Genomic DNA, 19973 nt, shown 5'->3' with positions numbered 1-19973 from the left:
AGCCGCGAACGAGACGAAGATCGCAACCTTCGAATAGCGCTACGAAGGGAGCAGCTCGAGCAGTAACAGCAGCCGCGCCGGGCTCGACGTTCCACCGCCCTCCATGATGATGAGCTAGTCGATGCGCCAACCCTTTAGTCGGGCCGATCTTGTTCCCTTATTAGTCTAGAGACCAATTTGCGTCTTTTTCGCCAAGTCAGCGACAGAGATAGCGACCGGTCGCCAACCGATTCGGTTTGCCCGAGCACATATTGTAAGTCGTTCGCGGAGGCTTCGGTGGCTGTTTGATTTCCGGTGAAACGTCCGCTGACGATGACGTCAAGTGTGCACCAGCCATTTTGCGGTTCGCGCCTTGGTTCAACTGCGCTTTGAGTGTAGCGAGATCTTCGAATCCCATCCGTGCGTGCCTGAAATCAGTCGCCTAATTTTACCAGCCGCGCCCAAACATCGCCGTCATCAGCCCACACGGCGTGCCCCGCGGGAAATCCTCGCTACAAGAGTGCTTATGGTGAGCTAGAATACGGTGCAGTCGTCACCAAAGAGCGCCTCACTCACCATGCAGACGGAAAGCTGGGTAGGACAGATTGAACGTGAATGGCAACAGCTTCGCAGCGCAGATCCGATGCTGGATGTCGAGAAATTCTTCAAGCACGTGATTGCCGCGAACAAGACTGGCTTTCTCTCGCTTGAATCACTGGCGGCGATAGCGAACGCGCTTCTGACCAGCACCCTCTCAGGCGCGCCAATCCTGGGACGGCGCCTTCTCGATCGCGTAGGTGTGAATCGCCATCCGTCGTTGCGGGTTGCACTTGCCATCTCCCTCGTCACATCGACCGGCGGTGAGGTCGACTACACAAGTGGCAATGCGATCCTGGAAGATGTGATGAAGGACGACACCGCCGACGGTCGGCTTCGTGGCATCGCGGCCGCGGCGCTCGCCGACAGCGCACGGATCGGCAGGGGGATAGTTGCGAACGCGGATCTTGCGCGCACGCTATACGAACAACCGGTTGACTTGGGCCACAAGGCTTCCGCACACAACTTGGGGCTGTATTGGGAGGGAGTGTGGGGAGCGCCAAGCACCGGAGCGACGCTCAATCGTCAGAAGGCCATCCAGATGTGTCGGCGCGGAGGCGATGACGCACGGTGCCTACGCCGACTTCAAGCGCTACGGTAGATCACTGATCGCCTTCTCCCTTTCTCGTTGACCACGAGCGAGAGCGTGTCTGCAGCGCGCGCTTTGCGGAAAAGAGCTCCGGAAATCGTTCAGCGAGCGCCTCTGCCATGGCTCGAATGCGTCGTCGCCGCCTTGCGATGATGTTGCTTCTCTCGTCTAACGAACATGTCTCGCGCCCGTGAGTCGGTCGCGAACATAAGGTTTGCCGCAACAATACGTCTGTCGGTCTGCATCCGCGGGCAGGGATTGCTTACCTCCATGGCGATCGAATGTCGTCGGCGTGTTCAAAGAAACGGGTTAATCACGGTCAACCGATCGAAGATGACTTGACCGTGGTGCATGTCCTCGCTGTATAGGACTTCACAATGGTTGAGCAACGCGAATGCGATAATGCAACAGTCATAGAACCGAAATCCGTAGTGGGCTGCGACGCGGCGTGCTTCCTTGTGGACTTCGAGGGTCAGCGGCACGACTTCGCAAAGCACCTCGACGTCTTCCAGAATGCTCTCGATTTCGGGCCACGCAAGGCCCATTTTCCGGCTCATAACAAGCGTGACCTCGTTCATCACCTGAATGCTGATGACTGGTTTCGACTTATCGCCAGCCACCAACGCCTCAGCCTTGTCAGCCTTTGCAGCCTCGCTAGAAAACAAATAGACGATGACATTGCTATCGACCGCAAATCGGTTTGGCACCGCGACTGTCATTCGGAGCTATCCCGTTCACTGAGCGATTCCCGATCAAATTTGAAGTCAGCAGGTAGTCGTCCCCGATATTGCCGCAGGCGCTTGATCCGTTCTGCGACGGTCGGCTTTCTCGTCACCGAGAAGGCGCCGGAGTTGTGGGCGTAAATCTCGATATCATCTCCCTCCTTCAGGTCGAGGGCGTCGACGACGCTCGCCGGCAGCCGCACGGCAAGACTGTTACCCCATTTTGCAACCTGCATGATTGCCTCCTTGGATACACATATTCTTAATTGTATATCCAAATGCGGGTTCCCTCAAGACGATCTTGCCAGGACTACAAAAAGGCGACTCCTACGGCTCTGCCAAAAAAAGGGGCAATACTAAAACCCTGCGCGGTCAAAAGTGTCAACGGGACGGGCGTTAGTCCAGAGTCAAATCCTCCCCCGACTGACAGCCGTGGCTCCCTCACAGCAAAATGTGAGGAATTCGGCAGGTTAGACCGCGTGTCGTTCGTCGAGCGTTTGGGGAGTCTCGTCGGAACCCGGCCTGAAGATGATACCGACGTACTCTGCATCGGCCCGGCTGGCTAGATTGCTGTTCGATGTCGGGCTGCGGCCGTAGTTGCGTGAAAAGGCACCCTGGGACCCGTTTCACCGGTCGCTAAAACGAGACAGCCAGCTCGACGCCTGAATAGTCGACGCGGGGCGCAAGTCTTCGATGCGGACCCGGCTCGAAATGCACCAGGCCGTAACCCTCCATGGTCCGAAGGGTACGCGAGAGGTTGGACACCGCGCGACCGGTCTTCGCGGCCAGCTCGTCCAAGGAGCCCGGGTTTGTCTCAGCGATCGTCGCGAGCAATTCCCGGTTGCTTTCGGACAGCACCTTGGCCAGCGTCTCGAGCGACTGGAACCAGACTTTCGGTTCATCGGGCGCGGGCTTGTATTGGCCCTTCGCGATGGCGATGGTCCGGGCCTTGTATTCGTCGCGCGAGGCAATACCAACTTTCAGGATCTTGGTATCTGCAGTCATATCAGCTACTCCTTTTCTGCAAGATCGTTTCAGCTTCCGCCCAGAAATCTTCCGTCAGCTTGCCGGCGTCCTCATAGTCGTAGAATCGAACTCTTTCGCCCTTGTGCTTGTGGTCGTACTCGATCCGCGTTCGGGCTCCCGGTCCGGAGCCTTCCGTGATCCCGTGCGCATTGTCGAAACCCAGCAGGCGGGCGCCGTCCTCGGCATGGAGCGTTAGCGAATATCTAAGTCCATGCGGGCGCTCCGGCGTCACGTCGCATTCTCTTGACCTCAAACTTGACCCAACGTGTTTCGCTGCCATCGATGGCAAAGCGCTCCCCGTCCAGAGACAAAAGCGCGTCCAAGCTGTGGTCATGATCGGTCATGCTTTATGTTATCACAGTCTGATAAGATAATTCAAATCCGCGTTTGACATGAGTGGCGACTGAGCGCGGCAAAGCTGGGCGCTTAGGCGTCGGCTTGATGGAAGGGCTAGGCATCATAGGGGCCGGTCCGAGAAGCTGCCCATGCTTACATCTGTAAGCGCCATCCAGATTGGCATCTAGCGACCGCGCCGGACCGACCTTCCGGCGATTGATGTTACGTGCCATGGAAACTGAAGACTGCGTGGCTAAGCGAAAAGCGTGCACCCTCCCCGGCATAAAAATTGCGGAAACGACTAACTTTTGTCTAGCCGGCATCCGTACACTGTTCGCTATGAATGACGACACGTCACCCGCCGCCAGCTTCAGCGCTGTCTGGCTTCAACTGTGGGCCGCGTCCACTGACGACTATTCCATTTTCGCCCTTTCGCCTGACGGCGTCGTCGTGACGTGGAACCCAGGGGGCGAGCGTATCCAAGGGTACAGGGCTGATGAAATCATAGGGCAGCCGTTCTCCCTGTTTTACACGGAGATCGAACGGGCCGCGGGCGCGCCCGACGCCGCACTCAAAGCTGCTGCCAGTTCAGGGCGCTATGTTAGTGAAGGATGGCGTCTGCGAAAGGACGGCACGAGGTTCTGGGCCAATGTAGTCATGACAGCACTTCGTGATAGCGCTGGTCACCTTCTGGGCTTTGGAAAGGTCGTTCAGGACGTCAGTGACAAAAAGGCGGCTCACGACGCTGTGCTGCAAAGCGAGCGCAGCTTTCGCCTGCTGGTTCAGGGTGTCATCGACTATGCCATCTTCATGCTGTCGCCCGACGGCCGGGTCACAAGCTGGAACTCCGGCGCCCGGCGGATCAAGGGATATAGCGAAAGCGAGGTTGTGGGCTCGCACTTTTCCAGGTTTTACACGCCAGAGGACGTCGCCGCCGGGGTGCCGTTTCGCGGGCTGGAAACGGCAAGACGCGAAGGCCGATTCGAGGCAGAAGGTTGGCGCGTGCGCCAGGATGGCAGCCGCTTCTTTGCACACGTCGTCATTGATGCGATCCGCGAAAACGGTGAGCTCGTCGGTTTTGCGAAGGTCACCCGGGACATCACCGAACGTCGGCGTGCCTCGGAACTACTTGAGCAAACGCAGCGCGCTCTGTTCCAGGCGCAGAAAATGGAGGCGTTGGGGAAGCTGACCGGCGGGGTGGCACACGATTTCAACAATGTCCTGCAGGTGCTCCGCGGAAACTTGGAACTGCTCGAAAGCAGGTACGGACGGGACAACTGGAGCGCCGAGCGCTTGGGCAAGGCGATCGACGCCGTGGATCGCGGCGCGAAACTAGCCTCGCAGCTGCTCGCCTACGGACGTCAGCAACCACTGGCGCCCCTGGTCATTAATCCCGCACGCCAGCTTCGCGTACTAGACGACCTGTTGCGCCGGGCGCTGGGCGAGACGATTGAAATCGAGTCTGTTGTCGCGGGCGGTCTCTGGAACATCCTCGTCGATCCGCATCAGCTGGAAAACGTGGTTCTAAACCTGGCGATCAATGCACGCGATGCAATGCCGGATGGCGGCAAGCTCACACTCGAACTCGCCAACGCGACGCTGGATGACGAATACGTCTCGACGGTACCTGACGTCAAGGCCGGACAGTATGTCATGCTGGCTGTCACAGACACGGGGACCGGCATGAGCCGAGAAGTGATGGAGCGCGCTTTCGATCCGTTCTTCAGCACGAAACCGGAAGGCGAAGGTACTGGCCTTGGACTGAGCATGGCGTATGGGTTTGTCAGGCAGAGCGACGGACACATCAAGCTCTACAGTGAGATCGGCGAAGGAACAACTGTCAGGATCTATTTACCTCGCTCAACCGGCACGGCAGTCGAATTCGCGCCGCGCACGAGGGGCAGCGTGAAGCACGGCGAAGAGACCATTCTCGTGGTGGAGGATGATCCGCAGGTCCAATCGACGGTTGTCGAGCTTCTTACCGGTTTGGGGTACGCTGTGTTGAAGGCCAATGACGCCGAGCGGGCACTGGCCGTCGTCGCGAGCGGCGTGCACATCGATCTGTTATTCACGGACGTGGTCATGCCGGGGTCGTTGCGTAGCCCCGACATGGCAAGGCAAGCCACCCAGATGCTCCCCGGACTCAAAGTGCTCTTCACTTCAGGGTACACACAGAATGCTATCGTCCACGGCGGCCGGCTGGACCCGGGCGTTGAACTGCTCAGCAAACCGTACAGCCGTCAGCAGCTCGCGACGAAGGTGCGGCAAGTCCTCGGCGACAGCGATAGCGATATCGATAGCAAGGCGATCGAACAACCAATGGCCGAATCCCGAGATGACCCGAATATTTCGGTCCGGCGCCCCAAAGAATTGCGCGTCCTTGCGGTGGACGATGACCCCGCGTCGCTCGACGCGCTCTGTGAACTGCTCCTGCTCCTAGGAATCGGCGCGAGGCGCGCGGAAAAGGCCGCCGCGGCGCTCGACATTCTCGAAGCGGGCGACATTGACGTTCTTCTGACAGACGTCGTCATGTCCGACATGTCCGGGCTGGAACTGGCGCGCCGTGCCACGGCCATGCAACCAGACCTTGAGGTCATTTTTGCTTCCGGAAACACGCTGCCGGAGGAAGAGACCCGGCAGGTCAACTGGTCGGCGCTGCGCAAGCCATATTCGCTTGCGCAGTTGCAAGATACGCTGCAGTCCGCCAGTAACCGTCAGGCAAAGCGGAAAGCCGGCAGCGGTGAAGATGACAGGATCCACGACTCAGCCGAAAAAGCTTAGTTTTCCCTAGCGTTGTCGAAATGTGCGTGCCGGTGGTACGACGTACGCGAGGCCCCAAATTGCAGCCTCAAGTGCTGCGGCAATGATAGCCTGCGAGAGACCGGTGACTAGAATAGCCGGATATGGGATTTCGTCAAACCAGGCTGGTAGCTGCAGCCCGTCCAAGCCGATGGCGGCGATGACCTTCGGCAGCGTTACGCCACCCATGAATCCACCGATGAGGACTGCGGCAAACAACCTTCGCTCAAGGTCACGACGTGGCTTTAGCGGCACGAAGGACGATAGCGACGCAGCAGCGCAGCCCTGCATAAGCAGCCATAGCAGGACAAACTGGTATGGACGGGACTCAGCGAGCTGGTACAGCCGATCGATACATAGAAACAATCCAATTGCGAAGACGAGTGCCCCCGCTCTGTAAACCTTAGCCGTTACTAGCATCGTAATTGTGGCCGCGTCTTGCCGTCCCGTTTGAAGAACATCTGCAGATGCCACAGCCCGCGGATGCCTCTCGCCACTCAATGAACACCTGAGCCAGTAAATCGGCTCAAAGCGGGGAAAAATTGCGCACTGCCGGTCTGACCGCGATCTTCACAAGCAGTTGTCGTTCTTCGTTGTGTCGGGGACTTTACGCGGCGTTACTTCCGACAACACATTTATCTTTCGTGACATGAACCGCCGACCACGCAAACATCGTCGGCTAGCGGAACGCGCGACGAGCGTCGATTGCTTCCGCCTCCATGCGCATGGCGGGGCGCTCATCCTATACCCAACTGCCTTAAAGCCGAAGTGACGGTGTCGACTTCGCTTGTGCTCGTGGCAGGCAGCAGATTCGTCGAGCCCGCCGTCATTCCCGCTGTCGCTTTGCCGCCGGACTTCTTCGCCGCCGCATTCTTCGCGGTACCCATCTCGCCCGCCGTTTCGACTTATTCTTCGCTACGAACGTCGAGTTTTTCCGCGGTGGAGTGCTTGCCGGTAGCAGTCTTTGCGGGCGTCGCCGAAGCATTGTTCGCTGTGCCCTTCTTGGGGGACACCGTTCTTCTTCCGTGCATACTTAGCCGCGACTGCCCTCGGCGCACTTTCCTTGCCACCAGAAGCTGTGGCCGCAGTACCATCATTCGAGAACTTCTTCCCGTCAATCGCACCGGCAAGCCATCTCGGTGCCTTTCCGCGGCCATTCCACTCTGCGCCACTTTTGCGGAAACGCTATTTCGCAGGTTGAGTTCCGCGAACGCAATTGCCTGCAGCCCTCGTTAGCTGTAGGCCCGCGCTTATCGGAATGAAAGGCAGGGTCGGTCAATCGTAATCCCGTGCATGACGGCAGCGCGCCATCGGCGCGGCGATTCCGACCAGTACACCGGCAATGTATCGCGTCGTACCTCGGGCACCGACCGTGACCCGACCGGCCGACTTCGTCGACGGATGGCGCATCGAAAAGCCGCCCGATACGGACGCTGCCCAGCGATTCCCGCACGAGGCACCGTGTGCTTTGATTGTTGAGTACTACTTCGAGGACTCTTCCGTGAAGAAGATCGGTATTACGCCGGGACGACGTGCGTTCATTCGCGTCGTCGCGGGATCGGCACCCGCCGCTGTAGGTGGCGTCGCAGCACTGGTCGGCGGCGATTTGTCCGTGCAGGCGGACGAAGAGTCCGCGAAGTCCTATCGTCCGCGCTACTTCAACGCGGCAGAATGGGACACACTCACCGCGCTTGTCGACCGCCTAATCCCAGCAGATGGAACCGGGCCCGGCGCACTGCAAGCCGGCGTGCCCCAATTCATCGACATGCAGATGGATCAGCCGTGGGGGCATGGCCATCTCTGGTACATGCAAGGCCCGTTCGCGCCGGACGCCGATCCGCTTTTCGGATACCAACAGCCGTACGCGCCGCGCGATCTCTATCGCATCGCTCTGTCCGGCGTCGACGATGCCACAAAGCGCGCGCATAACGACAAGCTTCCAAAATCGCTCGATGCCGCCCGCCGCGATGCGCTGTTGCGGCAGATGGAGAGTAACGAGCTCGACATCGGAAAGGTGCATTCGGGCGTGTTCTTCGGACTGCTTCTGCAGAACACCTACGAAGGCTATTTTTGCGATCCCGTGCATGGCGGCAATCGCAACATGGCTGCGTGGGAAATGATCGGCTTTCCCGGCGCGCGCGCGGATTATATGGACTGGGTGCGCCAGTACGGCGCGAAATATCCGTTGCCGCCCGTTTCGCGACGGTAATTCGTGTGTCCAACCGGTACGACGCTCACACTATGTCTGGAGCAAATAGCAGATGGCGAACACGAACTTGCCCGAGGTCGACGTAGCGATCGTCGGTTTTGGCTGGACCGGCGCAATCCTGGCCAAGGAACTGACCGAAGCGGGACTGCACGTCGTTGCGCTTGAACGCGGCGCGTATCGCGATACCTACCCTGACGGCGCGTATCCCAACACTATCGACGAGCTCACATATTTACAGCGTTGGAAGCTGTTCCAGAATATGTCGGCTTCGTCGTTCACGTTCCGGCATAAGGCCGGCGACACGGCGCTTCCATACCGGCAGATCGGCGCCTTCAAGCCAGGCGAAGGCGTGGGCGGTGCGGGACTGCATTGGTCGGGGCAGCAATGGCGAGTGCTGCCGGAAGAACTTCGCATCCGCAGCCATTATGAGGAACGCTACGGCAAGCAGTTCATTCCCGCGGAGATGACGATCCAGGATTGGGGGGTGAGCTACGACGAACTCGAACCGCATTTTGACTTCGTCGAGAAGGTCATGGGCACATCGGGCCGCGCTTACCGCATCAACGGTCAGACCACGGGCGAAGGCAACTATTTCGAGGCAAACCGCTCCTCGGACTACCCGCTGCCGCCGCAGGCGGACCATTACACGGCGCATCTTTTCAAGCTCGCTGCTCGCGACGTCGGGTTTCACCCGTTTTCGGAACCATCGGCAAATGCGTCGCAACCCTACACGAATCCGTACGGCTGCCAGATGGGTCCGTGCACCTTCTGCGGATTCTGCTCTGGGTACGCATGCTACAACTATTCGAAGGCGTCGCCGAACGTGAATATCCTGCCTGCGCTGCGACGGGAGCCGCGCTTTGAGTTGCGTTCGCGCTGCATGGTGACGCGTATCGATCTGGACAGCACGAAGAAGCGCGCGACCGGTGTGACCTATGTGGATGAACACGGCAACACTGTGCATCAGCCGGCGAATATCGTCATTGCCAGCACCTTCGCCTACAACAACGCGCGACTGTTCCTTTTATCCGGCGTGGGCACGCCGTATGACCCTGTCGCGAACAAGGGCGCGGTGGGCCGAAACATCGCCTATCAAACCATGTCCACGGTGCAGATGTTCTTCGGTCCCGGCAAGAACACAAACATGTTCATCGGCGCAGGGGGCAACGGTGTCGCAGTCGACGACTTCAACGGCGACCACTTTGATCACGGTCCGCTCAGTTTCGTGGGCGGTGCGCCGGTGTGGTGCAATCCGGCCGGTACCAAGCCCATTTCGGGCATTCCAACGCCGCGAGGCACGCCGAGGTGGGGCGCGCAATGGAAGGCGGCGGTGAAAGAGAACTATCTCAACTTCGCCTCGTTCGATGTACACGGCGCCAACATGGTCTATCGCGACGTCTACGTCGACCTTGATCCTACCTACAAAGACGCCTGGGACCTGCCGCTTCTGCGCTTCACGTTCGACTGGAAGGACAACGACATTAGAATGAGCCGCTATGTCACCGACCAGATGCTGAAGGTTGCCCGAGCAATGGGGCCCAAGTCGATCAACGTGTCGCTCAAGAACTTCGGCGATCACTTCGATCTGCGCCCGTATCAGACGACGCACTGGGCCGGCGGCGTGGCGATGGGGACCGACCCGTCGACAAGCGTGCTGAACCGCTATCTGCAGAGCTGGGACGTCCACAACGTGTTCGCGGTGGGATCAGGGGTGTTTCCTGTTGGCATCGGCTATAACCCGACGGGCACAGCGTGCGCCCTCGCCTACTGGTGTGCGAAAGCGATCCGCGAGCAGTATCTGCGCGATCCCCGGGCGCTGGCCTGAAGGAGCGCGGACCATGAATGCACGTCTTGCTTCCATCGCGGCCCTGGCCGGGGTTTCGTTAATCGCACAGCAGGTTTTTGCCGATACGGCTTCCATGCCGGCGACAACACGGGCGCCGACGACCGAGGCGTCGGCCACAGCGCCACAGGGCGCATCGAGCGGAGAGTCGGTCGACCGGCGCGCGCGTGCGGAATCACCGCAGCCGGCAAGCATCGGCGAGGTGTTCATCGGACGGACCGCGAAGCGGCACGGCGACACGGGCCTGCCGCCTCCCGACGCGCGCGTGGCCGCAGCCGCCGCGCACGACCATCCGGTGGATGCACAGGTGGCCCGCGGTGCGTATCTCGCGCGTGCAGGCGACTGCATCGCGTGCCATACGTCGAAAAATGGCGTGCCGTTCGCAGGCGGCCTAGCGATCGGCTCGCCGCTCGGCACCATCTATTCGACGAACATTACACCGGATAAAGAGACGGGCATCGGCAATTGGACTTTCGCCGACTTCGCCAAACTCATGCGTCGCGGCGAAGTGAAGTCAGGTTACGTGGTGTATCCGGCGATGCCATATCCATCGTATTCCCGTCTCACGGATACCGACCTTCGCGACCTTTACGCCTATCTTTTGAAGGGTGTTCCCGCGGCGCATCAGCCAAACCGGGGAAACGCCATTCCGTGGCCCTTGTCGATGCGCTGGCCGCTGAAAGCGTGGCGCGCGCTGTTCGCACCCGATCCGCAGCCATTCGCTCCCGCGCAGCATATGTCGCGGCAAATGGCGCGCGGCGCGTATCTCGTAGAAGGACTCGGGCATTGCGGCGCGTGTCATACCCCGCGCTCAATCACCCTGCAGGAAAAGGCGTTGAGCGATCGTGAAGGCACGCTCTTTCTGTCGGGCGGCGGCGCCATCGACGGATGGATCGCGCCGTCGCTGCGCAATGAGCACGCCGATGGCCTTGCGACGTGGTCAAACCAGGAAATCGTGCAATTTCTGCGCACAGGACGCACTGAGCGCACGGCGGCATTCGGCGCTATGAACGATGTCATCGTCGATTCCCTGCAGTACATGACCGATGACGACCTCGTAGCGATGGCCGTCTACCTCCAGTCGCTAAAGCCGCACAAGCCAAACGCATCGAAGTATGCATACGACGTCAAGATCGCCGATCAGCTTTATCACGGCCATCCGGCCGATGAAGGCGCGCGCATCTATATGGACCGGTGCGCGGCCTGTCATCGCTCGAACGGGACCGGTTACGGCAAGGCCTTCCCGGCGCTTGCCGGGAATCCGATCCTGCAGACCAGCAATCCGACATCGGCGATTCATATCGTGCTGGCGGGCAGCGCGCAGCCGGGTACGCAGGTCGCGCCGTCGTCACTGACGATGGCACCCTACGCGAAACTCCTGAGCGATGCAGAAGTGGCGAGCGTGGTGACGTTCATCCAGACAAGCTGGGGCAATCATGGCGGCCCTGCCACCGCGAGCGACGTGACCAAGATGCGCAAGAGCGCCGAGCCAGTGGAAGCGGCGGGCTTTCCCGCGCCGATGCAGCGGGAGCTCAAGCGTGCAGAACCGGGCCACAGCGCGCAGCCGGTTGCAAGCGGCGTAGGCAGCGGCGAGTAACCTGCAAGCGCCCTGCGCTCTGTTGCCCCAATGCGCAGGAGTCTGGGCGCTGACTCGATTCGGCTTCGTACCCGACCATACCGAATATCCGCGTATTTCCCATGCGTCGCAACTCGCCTGCTGCTTGGTCCTAGGCTCCTCGCACCAGCTTGTAGCAAGTTTTAGACGGCCATTCAGGCCCTGGATCGTAAGGACCGGATGTTGCCGCTGTCGCCAGGCCGAGCCGAGAGCCATGGCTTCGAATACAAACGTAACGGCACGCTGAGCCTGTTCGCTGCGCTCAACACGGCGACCGGGGAAGTCATCGGCAAAACCGCGCCACGGCATACCAGCGAGCAGTTCGTCGCCTTCCTCACCGGCGTGATCGCCAGCCAACGGCCTAAGCAAGAAATTCATGTGATCTGCGACAACGTCAGGAGCCACAAAACCGCACGTGTGCAGGAGTTTCTGCAGCAACACCGCAACGTGCGGTTGCATTACACACCGACGTACACGTCTTGGTTGAATCAGGTGGAAAACTGGTTCGCGCGCATCCAACGTGATGTGATCGCGCGAGGCGTCTTCACCACTGTGAAGGACTTGGACCGTAAGCTGATGCGCTATATCCGCGAGCACAACAAGAATCCGAAGCCGATTATGGAAGTACGACGATCCATCGCGCCGAATTCGTCCGGTGCCATTTCAATGATGCAGTGGACTAGCGATGCTTCAGCGACTCGCGAGCGAAATTTTTTGCTCTGAATGGCGCACAACACGTTCAACGTCGCTCAAGCGCATCAACTTCTTGCACGCAACTCATCCATTAACAGTCCTTAGTTATGCTGGAAGAAGCTAAGTTCATCGGCGCAGGTCCCGGCCCTGGGAAGCGCTCGAGGAGTTCGCGCGCGCCGCGGGCATCGCGATGCCGCGCCGGCCATCGGACGCGCCCGAAGTCGGTCAGGCGCTCGTCTGGCGGCGTGAGCCGCTCAGCGGCGACGCCTGGGGCGATCCGCGCATCGTTCGCGTGGAGCCGGCCAAAACGCAGCGTCGCCGTCATGTGCGCAAATATGCGGCGGGCATGCTTATCCCCGAGCGCAGTTTCTACTTTCGCGGGCCGGAGAATCGGCTCAAGCTGCGCGCGCACAACCTCACGCTTTTCCTCGAACTGGCCGATGGCGTCGATGAAGACACATGGCTCTTTCATCTGCGGCGCGGCGACTATTCGACATGGTTCCGCGATGTAATCGGCGACGCCGAACTCGCCGACGAAACCGCCGCCGTCGAGCGCGAACATCGGGATTCCGCCGAGAGAGCCTCGCTGCGATCACCCGTCTCGTGCAGGTGCGCTATACGCAGCCCGAGAATCCGGTGTTGCCGAACGTGCTCGCGCCCGGCGAGAAAGGCGGCGAACGAACGCCGCCATGAGAACCGGCTTGCAAGCGTCGCTCCCTTCGAGCGGGCGACCGCATCGCACGATCAGTCTTCTTCGAAGAGATGCCGGTACTGATGCGGCTGCGAGCGCAGATACTGCTTCGGCGCGCGCACCTGTGCGCCCAGCTCCGCCGCGGCGTGCCACGGCCAGCGCGGGTCGTACAGGGCCGTGCGCGCGAGCGCGATCATGTCGGCATCGCCGGTTCCGACGATGGCCTCCGCCTGTTCGATGCCCGTGATCAGCCCGACCGCGATGACCGGCATCCGGACGGCCTGCTTCACGGCGCGCGCGAGCGGCACCTGATAGCTCGGCCCGACCGGAATCTTCTGCGCCGGATGAAGCCCGCCGCTCGATACGTGAACGGCATCGCAGCCGCGCGCTTCGAGCGCTTTGGCGAATGCGACGGTCTGCTCGATGTCCCAGCCGCCTTCGACCCAATCGGTGCCGGACACGCGGATCGTCACCGGCCGCTCGGCGGGAAATGCGGCGCGCACGGCGTCGAACACTTCGAGCTGAAAACGCATGCGGTTCTCGAGCGAACCGCCGTATTCATCGTCGCGCCGGTTCGACAACGGCGACAAGAACTGATGCAGCAAGTAGCCATGCGCCGCGTGGATCTGAATGAGATCGATGCCGAGACGCGCCGCGCGCGTGGCGGCCGCCGTGAACGCATCGCGGATGCGCGCGAGTCCGGCCGCATCGAGCGCGACCGGCGGCGCTTCACCGTCCTCATAGGCGACGCTCGAAGGCGCTTCGGTCCGCCAGCCATGCGCGTGATCGGCTGGAATCTGGGCGCCGCCTTCCCACGGCACATCGGTCGATGCCTTGCGTCCCGCGTGACTTAACTGGATCGCGACCGGAATGTCCGACCATCGCCGGATGCCGTCGAGCGTGCGTTTCAGCGCCGCTTCGGTTTCGTCGTTCCAGAGACCGACATCCGCATACGTGATGCGTCCCTCCGGCAGCACGGCCGTTGCTTCGATGGTGAGCAAGGCCGCGCCGGACAGCGCGAGCTGACCGAGATGAATCAGATGCCAGTCGTTCATGCAGCCGTCTTCGGCGGAGTACTGGCACATCGGCGCGATCACGATGCGATTGGCGAGGGTCAGATTGCGCAAGCGCGCAGGTTGGAACAGTGCAGGCTGTGACATGGACAAGTTCCTTGGCGGTTGTGACGTCGCGAGGGGCGCGACCCATGCCGTCGTCGCCAGCAATGGCTATTCCGTGCGACATTCAAGCCGGGCGCGCGGAGATCACAGCAGCTTCGACAACACAGGCAGCAGAACAGGCACGACGAACGCGGTAAACACGCCGTTCAGCCCCATGCCGAGGCCGGCGAACGCGCCCATCTCTTCGCTTACCTGAAAGGCGCGCGCCGTGCCGATGCCATGCGACGCCACGCCGAGCGCGAAGCCGCGCGCCTCGACGTCGGAAACGCGCAGCACATTGAGGATACCCCGCGCGGTGACGGCGCCGAACACGCCCGTCGTGATGACGAGCACCGCCGTCAGCGAAGGCACGCCGCCGATCTCCTTCGCCACGGCCATCGCGATGGGCGTCGTCGCGGACTTCGGCGCGAGCGATGCAATCGACTGACGCGACGCCCCGAGCAAGGCCGCCACGGACACGGCGGATACGATCGCGGTCAGCGAGCCGGCGGCGAGACTCACGAGAATCGGCCACGCGAGCCGCTTCAGATTCGCCCACTGCCGATAAAGCGGCAACGCCAGCGCTACCGTGGCCGGCCCGAGCAGAAAATGCACGAACTGCGCGCCGTCGAAATACGTTTCGTAGGCCGTGCCGCTCGTCTTGAGCACGACGACGACGATGGCCACCGAAATCAGCACCGGATTGGCGAGCGGATTGAAGCGGCACGCCGCGTAGATGCGCTGCGCGATGAGGTACGCGAGCAGCGTGATGGTAAGGCCGAGCAGCGGCGTGGCCGCCAGATAGACCCAGATCGCTCCGAAGTGCGGCACCGGGATCATGTGCGGTCTCCGTGTTCATGGGCGACGCGGCGGCGGCCGCGCAGCATCGCACGCATGGCGAGCGCGGTGACGGCGACCGCGAGTGTGGTACTGACTGCAACGGAGAGCACGACGGCAAGCACGTCGCCGCGCAGCGCATGCGCCGACACCATGATGCCGACGCCCGCCGGCACGAACAGCAGAGACAGGTGCCGGAGCAGTTCGAGCGCCGTGGGTTCGAGCGTGGCCGCGGCGGCCGGACGCAATGCGCAGTATCCGGCGAGCAGAAGCATGCCGATGACCGGGCCGGGCACCGGCAGGCTGAAGAGATAGGAAAGCCCTTCTCCGAGACACTGGAAAACGAGCAACGTAGCGATTGCGGCGAGCATGGGAAAACTCCTGGTGCGTGCGATATTCATGCCTTCTTTCGGCAGCGGACGAAGCGTACCCGAGATGCTCGGGAAGCGCGTGACTCGCCCGCACATCGGGCACGGGCTGGTCGATCCATCTGCCCCGCTCGATGCGACTTTGTGCAAAAAAAAGGCCCGCCTGAAAACGGCGGGCTGAAGCCACGGAAGATAACGCGCCATTCAAGGCGCGCTTAAAGTATCGCGCTTTATTTTCATGTCGCAACAGTACGAAGGGCATCCTAACTATTCGTCGTCATGCCACGAACATGCGCGGCATGACGATTGCGAGTCATCGGACAGCGCGAAGCGCGATTGCTTCGCTCATCCGTTCACATCGATCCGGGAGACACCATGGCTCAACCGACCGAGCACCTGCTCGACTGGCTTCGCGACGCGCACGCGATGGAACAGCAAGCCGAGCAAATGCTGCGCGCGCAGTCCGGGCGCCTCGAGCACTATCCGCAACTGAAGGCGCGCATCGATCAGCATCTGGAAGAAACGCTGGACCAGCAGAAGATCGTCGCCGCGTGCATCGAGCGGCTCGGCGGCAGCACATCGACGGTCAAGGATCTTGCCGCCAAGATGATGGCCTTCGCGCAAGCGGCGGGCGGCATGACGATGACCGACGAAGTCGTGAAAGGCGCCATCATGAGCTATGTATTCGAGAACATGGAGATCGCGTCCTACACCTCGCTGATTGCGGCAGCGACGCGCTGCGGCGATGCCGAAACCCGGGCCGCGTGCGAACGGATCCTGCCTCAGGAGCAGGCAATGGCGCAATGGCTGCTCGAACACATCCCTTCCATCTCGACCGAATATCTGGACCGCTCGGCATCCGGTCAGGAAGCGAAGAAATAAGCCTTGCAGAAGGCTTCGACATGTTCGTCATCCAGTCGTCATCTAGCCGGAACACACCATGAGCCAGTATCCCGCGGCCGACAACCAGCAAGCGAAGGGCCACTCGCTTGCCCGTGGACTCGCATTCTTCAGTCTCGCATTGGGAGCCGCCCAATTGCTTGCGCCCCGTACCGTCGCACGCATGTCCGGCCTGCGCGTCAGCCCTAGCCTCGTCAGGCTGTATGGGCTGAGAGAGATTGCCTGCGGCATCGGCATACTTTCGTCGCGCGATCCGTCTCCGTATCTGATGGCGCGCATCGGCGGCGACGCGCTCGATCTGATGACCGTGGCGACGGCGCCACGCGAACGCAGGCAAGGCGCGCACACGCGTGCGCTCGGCGCCTTGCTCAACGTCGCGGGCGTCACCGCGCTCGATGCGCGCGCGGTGACTTCGCTGTCCGATGACCGGGCGCGACAGCGCAGCGAACGCTCGGAGCATTACGCCCAGCTCTATCTTGACCGCACGGGCTTTCCGCGTCCGGCGGACGAGATGCGCGGCGCAGCGCGAAGCGATGGCAACGGCGCCTGAGTGCGGAGTCGGCAATGCATGCGCTCGTCACGCTGATGGAATAGCGCTTGCTCGATCTCACTACCTTCAGTCAATCGAGGGATCATGATGACCCCCTTCTTCATGCCTGCATCGCAGTACACAGCTCTGCCGCTGCTTCAATGGTTGTCGGCTCCCGACGAGGATGCCGACGACGATCTCGACGACGTCCTCGACGAAACCGACGAGATCACCAACCGCAGCAATGGCAAGAGCGGCACCGATACCACGGCGGAACCCGATCCCAAGCCGGACAACCATCAGGCATCGACGAGGCAATCATGACCGACGAACAGACGCCGCAGCATATCGAAGGGCAGCCGGTGCCGGGACACACCGAGAACATCCCCGCGAACCCGAAGGAGCCGGCGCCGCGCGGCCCCAACGAGGATCGCGCGCCGGACGCCGGTCCCGCTACGAAGCCGGGAACACCGCCGGGCGCGCAAAGCGAAGGCGACCGCCTGAAGTCACCCGACTGACATCGGCGCTGCCGGTCGAACGCAGCGCCGTTTGACTCGATAAGTCCATGAGGAGCACGCCATGAACCGAACCATCACGATCAGGGCCATGTTGATCGCCGCAGTGACGGCGTCCGTCTGCTTTACGTCGGGCTGCAACCGCAATACGAGCGGCGGAAGCACCGCGGCAAGCGATAGCGCAGGATCATCCGCACCCGCTGCCGCCAGCTTCCCGGCGACCGCCGCCAGCGACGCACCCGCGGGTGCGAGCCAGTAAGCGAACAGGTACGACTGGCGAGGCGGCGCCGCGCCGCGCATTGCCAGATCGGCTTCGCCCGCGCCGGGGTCGGCCGGCTTTGCCGTCGGTTGGATGCGGTTAAGTCGCCTTTGAAGCCGTTGTCAGGAGAGATCTTGCGAGGACTGTGCGACGAGCGGTCTGCTCGTCGCACAGCAAAAGTTGCGGCGGATAGCGACCGCCGCTGTCGCGGTCAATAATCCCACGCCAGGAATCTCGCTGATGGCCTTTACCGGTCATCCTTCTTCCATTCCCGCAACCGACGCTCGATGCGGGCAATCTGCTCGTCCAATTCCGCAACCCCGTTCCACTGTTCACGCAAGGTGTCGATCAGCACTGCTGGCAAACGCTCCGCCAACCGCAACGACGTTACTCAACTTCAAGCATTGGTCGAGGCTATTCCGCCCATCAGCGGCAAGCCCGGTAGACCACTATCGAAGCCTCGGGTCGTTCAAGGCGACAGAGGCTACGACCACGACAAATACCGGCGTCCGTTGCATGCCACGGGGATCGCCACGGAAATTGCTCGGCGTGGCCAGCCTCACGGCAGCGGATTGGGTAAAACACGCTGGGTCGTAGAGCGGACCATTTCGTGGCTTCACAACTTCCGCCGACTGCGCATCCGCTTCGAACGGCTCGCGTTTATCCACGAAGCTTTCATGAAAATCGCTTGCTGCATCATATGCTGGCGAAAACTGCGAACGTCATTTTGTTAAGGAACCTCTGCACAACCCCTTTAAAATGACTGCGTCCAGATGGACGATGGCAGGATGCGACCAGTGTGTCCGGACTGAACTTTCGTCGCGACACGTCGGTCTGGCAATGTCGGTGACCGACTCGCCAGGGCCCACAGTTCGTAAAATGGAGCGAGAGCCGGCACGGAGTTAATCGTGCGCGGCATCTTTACGCTTTGTGCAACGCCTTGCGCATCATCCATAAATTGCCCAGCGCAAGTAACGTAGTGATCTGAGCGGTATTCTTCGCCAGCCCCCGGTATCGGGTCTTCAGGTAGCCAAACTGTCGCTTGAGGATTCGGAAAGGATGCTCGACCTTCGCACGAATGCCGGCCTTCAGTCGTTCGATTTTGTCGTAGATTGCATCGACACGGTTCTTCAAGTTCAGTTGTCTTCGCTTGCTGGGTCGCATCGCAACATGCCATCGAGCCGAGCCCGTTCGCTCCCGTTTTTCGATGCCCTGATATCCAGCGTCCGCGTAAACATCTGTTTCTTCGCCGTGCAACAACGATAGTGCTCATTGATGTCGTGTACGTTAGCCGCTGTTCCGTAGACCGTAATAAATGTGTCTCCGTTGCGACAATAAATCTGTCAACTGCTGGTCTAGATGCGCGCGAATGCTAGCCCAGCCTTGTGCGACAAGGGTTTTGAAGAAGCGAAATAATTTTGTCACCGGCGGATCACCGCTTCTACACGTCCGGGCGGCAAGGCAAGGCCTCAGTTCGGCCACGAGCCGCCGGTCGAGGTCGCCATCCGATTGAATATTCAAGGGCTCGTCCGCCCTCGCTGAATGGCCGGTTTCCGGCGGGCGAATTACCGGTGGTACTGCCTGAATCCGGCCAATAACGTCTTGTTGTGAAGGGCCGCTTCGGAGTCCTCTGAACGGAACCCTCGAAGTCTCATCGGACACGAGCATGCGCCACTACAACAGGCGTTGGACAAAGATCAAGGTGACGAATTTGCCTGGGAGGGAGCTTTCGACTGCTACTTCGAGGTCATCCCGAAGAAGACCGTAATGCGGAAGACAGAGGCGTGCGACACGGCAGGGTACTGCAGCACGAACAACAGCATCTTGAGGTGATTCGGATTGTCACAGACAGGCGGTGCGATGCCGTGCGGTTTCCAGTTGCCGAGATTGGGCGCAACGATTTCAAGAGGGCGTGGTCAACGCATGCTGCCGCGAATCGTCACCCGAGAGGGACCGAGCTCGGGGCCAACTGGCTTACGGGCTTTGATTTCCAAATCGCGGTTATCCCTCCTATCCGAAACGGGAAACGATTGATCGGGTTTGAAAGGCGCGCGGAGCGGTAACTACCCAAGCCTATTGCCCCAACGCTCCTTAAGGACGCTCTGCAGAACACGGTTTCAGATGCAGACATGTAGGCGTTGGGGCAATTCTTAATCCGGCTCAGTCCGTCAACGACAGCGGCGATCGGCCCACGCTTTGTGCCGTCAACCAGAGTGCGGAAGTGACTTCAACCTGCAGTGTCCTTTACGCTTTGCGTAGCGCCTTGCGCATCATCCATAAATTGCCCAGCGCAAATAATGTGGTGATCT

19 protein-coding genes and 4 pseudogenes are annotated in these 19973 nt (G+C 60.7%); 13 read left to right on the top strand and 10 right to left on the bottom strand.

Annotated features, from left to right (window positions below):
- Nucleotides 1-556: 556 nt before the first annotated feature.
- Nucleotides 557-1177, top strand: coding sequence for a hypothetical protein (locus AWB76_RS36585; RefSeq protein WP_061164959.1), 621 nt, complete (start codon nucleotides 557-559; stop codon nucleotides 1175-1177).
- A gap of 284 nt (nucleotides 1178-1461) precedes the next feature.
- Here the strand turns inward: AWB76_RS36585 and AWB76_RS36580 are convergent, their stop codons facing one another.
- The 4 genes from AWB76_RS36580 to AWB76_RS36565 all read right to left on the bottom strand — a co-directional run bounded on the left by AWB76_RS36580 (nucleotide 1462) and on the right by AWB76_RS36565 (nucleotide 3145).
- Complete coding sequence (locus AWB76_RS36580) at nucleotides 1462-1884, bottom strand: PIN domain-containing protein (RefSeq protein ID WP_061164958.1); 423 nt, start codon at nucleotides 1882-1884, stop codon at nucleotides 1462-1464.
- A complete protein-coding gene (locus tag AWB76_RS36575) occupies nucleotides 1881-2123 on the bottom strand; it encodes an AbrB/MazE/SpoVT family DNA-binding domain-containing protein (RefSeq protein ID WP_061164957.1) in 243 nt (80 codons plus the stop codon). Before AWB76_RS36575 ends, AWB76_RS36580 begins: the two co-directional genes overlap by 4 nt.
- Nucleotides 2124-2523: 400 nt before the next feature.
- Complete coding sequence (locus AWB76_RS36570) at nucleotides 2524-2892, bottom strand: HVO_A0114 family putative DNA-binding protein (protein ID WP_061164956.1); 369 nt, start codon at nucleotides 2890-2892, stop codon at nucleotides 2524-2526.
- A 1-nt stretch (nucleotide 2893) separates the two neighbouring features.
- Nucleotides 2894-3145 carry a toxin-antitoxin system TumE family protein gene (locus AWB76_RS36565; RefSeq protein WP_244173650.1) on the bottom strand — a complete coding sequence of 84 codons (252 nt, stop codon included), beginning with the start codon at nucleotides 3143-3145 and terminating at the stop codon, nucleotides 2894-2896.
- Between the two features lie 443 nt (nucleotides 3146-3588).
- Here AWB76_RS36565 and AWB76_RS36560 point away from each other — a divergent pair, with 443 nt between their 5' ends.
- The 5 genes and pseudogenes from AWB76_RS36560 to AWB76_RS36535 form a co-directional block, all read left to right on the top strand.
- A complete protein-coding gene (locus AWB76_RS36560) occupies nucleotides 3589-6030 on the top strand; it encodes a PAS domain S-box protein (protein WP_061164974.1) in 2442 nt (813 codons plus the stop codon).
- Nucleotides 6031-7549: 1519 nt separating this feature from the next.
- The gene (locus AWB76_RS36550; protein WP_061164954.1) at nucleotides 7550-8257 is read left to right on the top strand and encodes a gluconate 2-dehydrogenase subunit 3 family protein; all 708 of its coding nucleotides are present in this window, start codon (nucleotides 7550-7552) and stop codon (nucleotides 8255-8257) included.
- A 52-nt stretch (nucleotides 8258-8309) separates the two neighbouring features.
- Nucleotides 8310-10082: a GMC family oxidoreductase gene (locus AWB76_RS36545; RefSeq protein ID WP_061164953.1), complete on the top strand. Its 1773-nt coding sequence runs from the start codon at nucleotides 8310-8312 to the stop codon at nucleotides 10080-10082.
- Nucleotides 10083-10095: 13 nt separating this feature from the next.
- Nucleotides 10096-11697 carry a cytochrome c gene (locus tag AWB76_RS36540; RefSeq protein ID WP_244173648.1) on the top strand — a complete coding sequence of 534 codons (1602 nt, stop codon included), beginning with the start codon at nucleotides 10096-10098 and terminating at the stop codon, nucleotides 11695-11697.
- Between the two features lie 165 nt (nucleotides 11698-11862).
- Nucleotides 11863-12385 (top strand): annotated as a pseudogene (locus tag AWB76_RS36535) (IS630 family transposase); the annotation flags it as partial.
- A 114-nt stretch (nucleotides 12386-12499) separates the two neighbouring features.
- Here the strand turns inward: AWB76_RS36535 and AWB76_RS36530 are convergent.
- The 4 genes from AWB76_RS36530 to AWB76_RS36515 all read right to left on the bottom strand — a co-directional run bounded on the left by AWB76_RS36530 (nucleotide 12500) and on the right by AWB76_RS36515 (nucleotide 15464).
- Complete coding sequence (locus tag AWB76_RS36530) at nucleotides 12500-12970, bottom strand: hypothetical protein (protein WP_061164951.1); 471 nt, start codon at nucleotides 12968-12970, stop codon at nucleotides 12500-12502.
- 182 nt (nucleotides 12971-13152) lie between these two features.
- A complete protein-coding gene (locus tag AWB76_RS36525; RefSeq protein ID WP_061164950.1) occupies nucleotides 13153-14259 on the bottom strand; it encodes an NADH:flavin oxidoreductase/NADH oxidase in 1107 nt (368 codons plus the stop codon).
- Nucleotides 14260-14361: 102 nt separating this feature from the next.
- A complete protein-coding gene (locus AWB76_RS36520) occupies nucleotides 14362-15096 on the bottom strand; it encodes an LrgB family protein (RefSeq protein WP_008346692.1) in 735 nt (244 codons plus the stop codon).
- The gene (locus tag AWB76_RS36515; protein WP_061164973.1) at nucleotides 15093-15464 is read right to left on the bottom strand and encodes a CidA/LrgA family protein; all 372 of its coding nucleotides are present in this window, start codon (nucleotides 15462-15464) and stop codon (nucleotides 15093-15095) included. The genes AWB76_RS36520 and AWB76_RS36515 overlap by 4 nt, the downstream gene beginning before the upstream one ends.
- On the opposite strand from AWB76_RS36515, the gene AWB76_RS41340 reads away from it, so the two are divergent.
- The 6 genes from AWB76_RS41340 to AWB76_RS41335 all read left to right on the top strand — a co-directional run bounded on the left by AWB76_RS41340 (nucleotide 15463) and on the right by AWB76_RS41335 (nucleotide 17664).
- Nucleotides 15463-15642 (top strand): hypothetical protein, encoded by a 180-nt coding sequence (locus AWB76_RS41340; RefSeq protein WP_157696302.1) that lies wholly within the window; start codon nucleotides 15463-15465, stop codon nucleotides 15640-15642. The two genes, AWB76_RS36515 and AWB76_RS41340, sit on opposite strands and share 2 nt — an antisense overlap.
- A gap of 194 nt (nucleotides 15643-15836) precedes the next feature.
- Nucleotides 15837-16343 carry a ferritin-like domain-containing protein gene (locus AWB76_RS36510; RefSeq protein ID WP_008346696.1) on the top strand — a complete coding sequence of 169 codons (507 nt, stop codon included), beginning with the start codon at nucleotides 15837-15839 and terminating at the stop codon, nucleotides 16341-16343.
- Nucleotides 16344-16401: 58 nt separating this feature from the next.
- Nucleotides 16402-16911 (top strand): hypothetical protein, encoded by a 510-nt coding sequence (locus AWB76_RS36505; RefSeq protein WP_061164949.1) that lies wholly within the window; start codon nucleotides 16402-16404, stop codon nucleotides 16909-16911.
- Nucleotides 16912-16995: 84 nt separating this feature from the next.
- Nucleotides 16996-17214, top strand: a complete 219-nt coding sequence (locus AWB76_RS36500) for a hypothetical protein (protein WP_157696301.1) — start codon at nucleotides 16996-16998, stop codon at nucleotides 17212-17214.
- A complete protein-coding gene (locus tag AWB76_RS36495; protein WP_061164947.1) occupies nucleotides 17211-17408 on the top strand; it encodes a hypothetical protein in 198 nt (65 codons plus the stop codon). Before AWB76_RS36500 ends, AWB76_RS36495 begins: the two co-directional genes overlap by 4 nt.
- A gap of 61 nt (nucleotides 17409-17469) precedes the next feature.
- Nucleotides 17470-17664 (top strand): hypothetical protein, encoded by a 195-nt coding sequence (locus tag AWB76_RS41335; RefSeq protein WP_157696300.1) that lies wholly within the window; start codon nucleotides 17470-17472, stop codon nucleotides 17662-17664.
- Between the two features lie 188 nt (nucleotides 17665-17852).
- On the opposite strand, the pseudogene AWB76_RS39855 reads toward AWB76_RS41335, so the two are convergent.
- Nucleotides 17853-18043, bottom strand: a pseudogene (locus AWB76_RS39855) (IS110 family transposase); the annotation flags it as partial.
- On the opposite strand from AWB76_RS39855, the pseudogene AWB76_RS39850 reads away from it, so the two are divergent.
- Nucleotides 18036-18398: pseudogene (locus AWB76_RS39850) on the top strand (transposase); the annotation flags it as partial. The pseudogenes AWB76_RS39855 and AWB76_RS39850 overlap by 8 nt on opposite strands.
- A gap of 187 nt (nucleotides 18399-18585) precedes the next feature.
- On the opposite strand, the pseudogene AWB76_RS36485 reads toward AWB76_RS39850, so the two are convergent.
- Nucleotides 18586-18974 (bottom strand): annotated as a pseudogene (locus AWB76_RS36485) (transposase); the annotation flags it as partial.
- Nucleotides 18975-19973: the final 999 nt, after the last annotated feature.

The sequence above is a fragment of the Caballeronia temeraria genome, assembly GCF_001544795.2.
In the GTDB taxonomy this organism is placed as follows: Bacteria; Pseudomonadota; Gammaproteobacteria; order Burkholderiales; family Burkholderiaceae; genus Caballeronia; species Caballeronia temeraria.
Note: the sequence above shows the minus strand (reverse complement) of the source record. Positions and strands in the feature narration are given on the sequence as shown.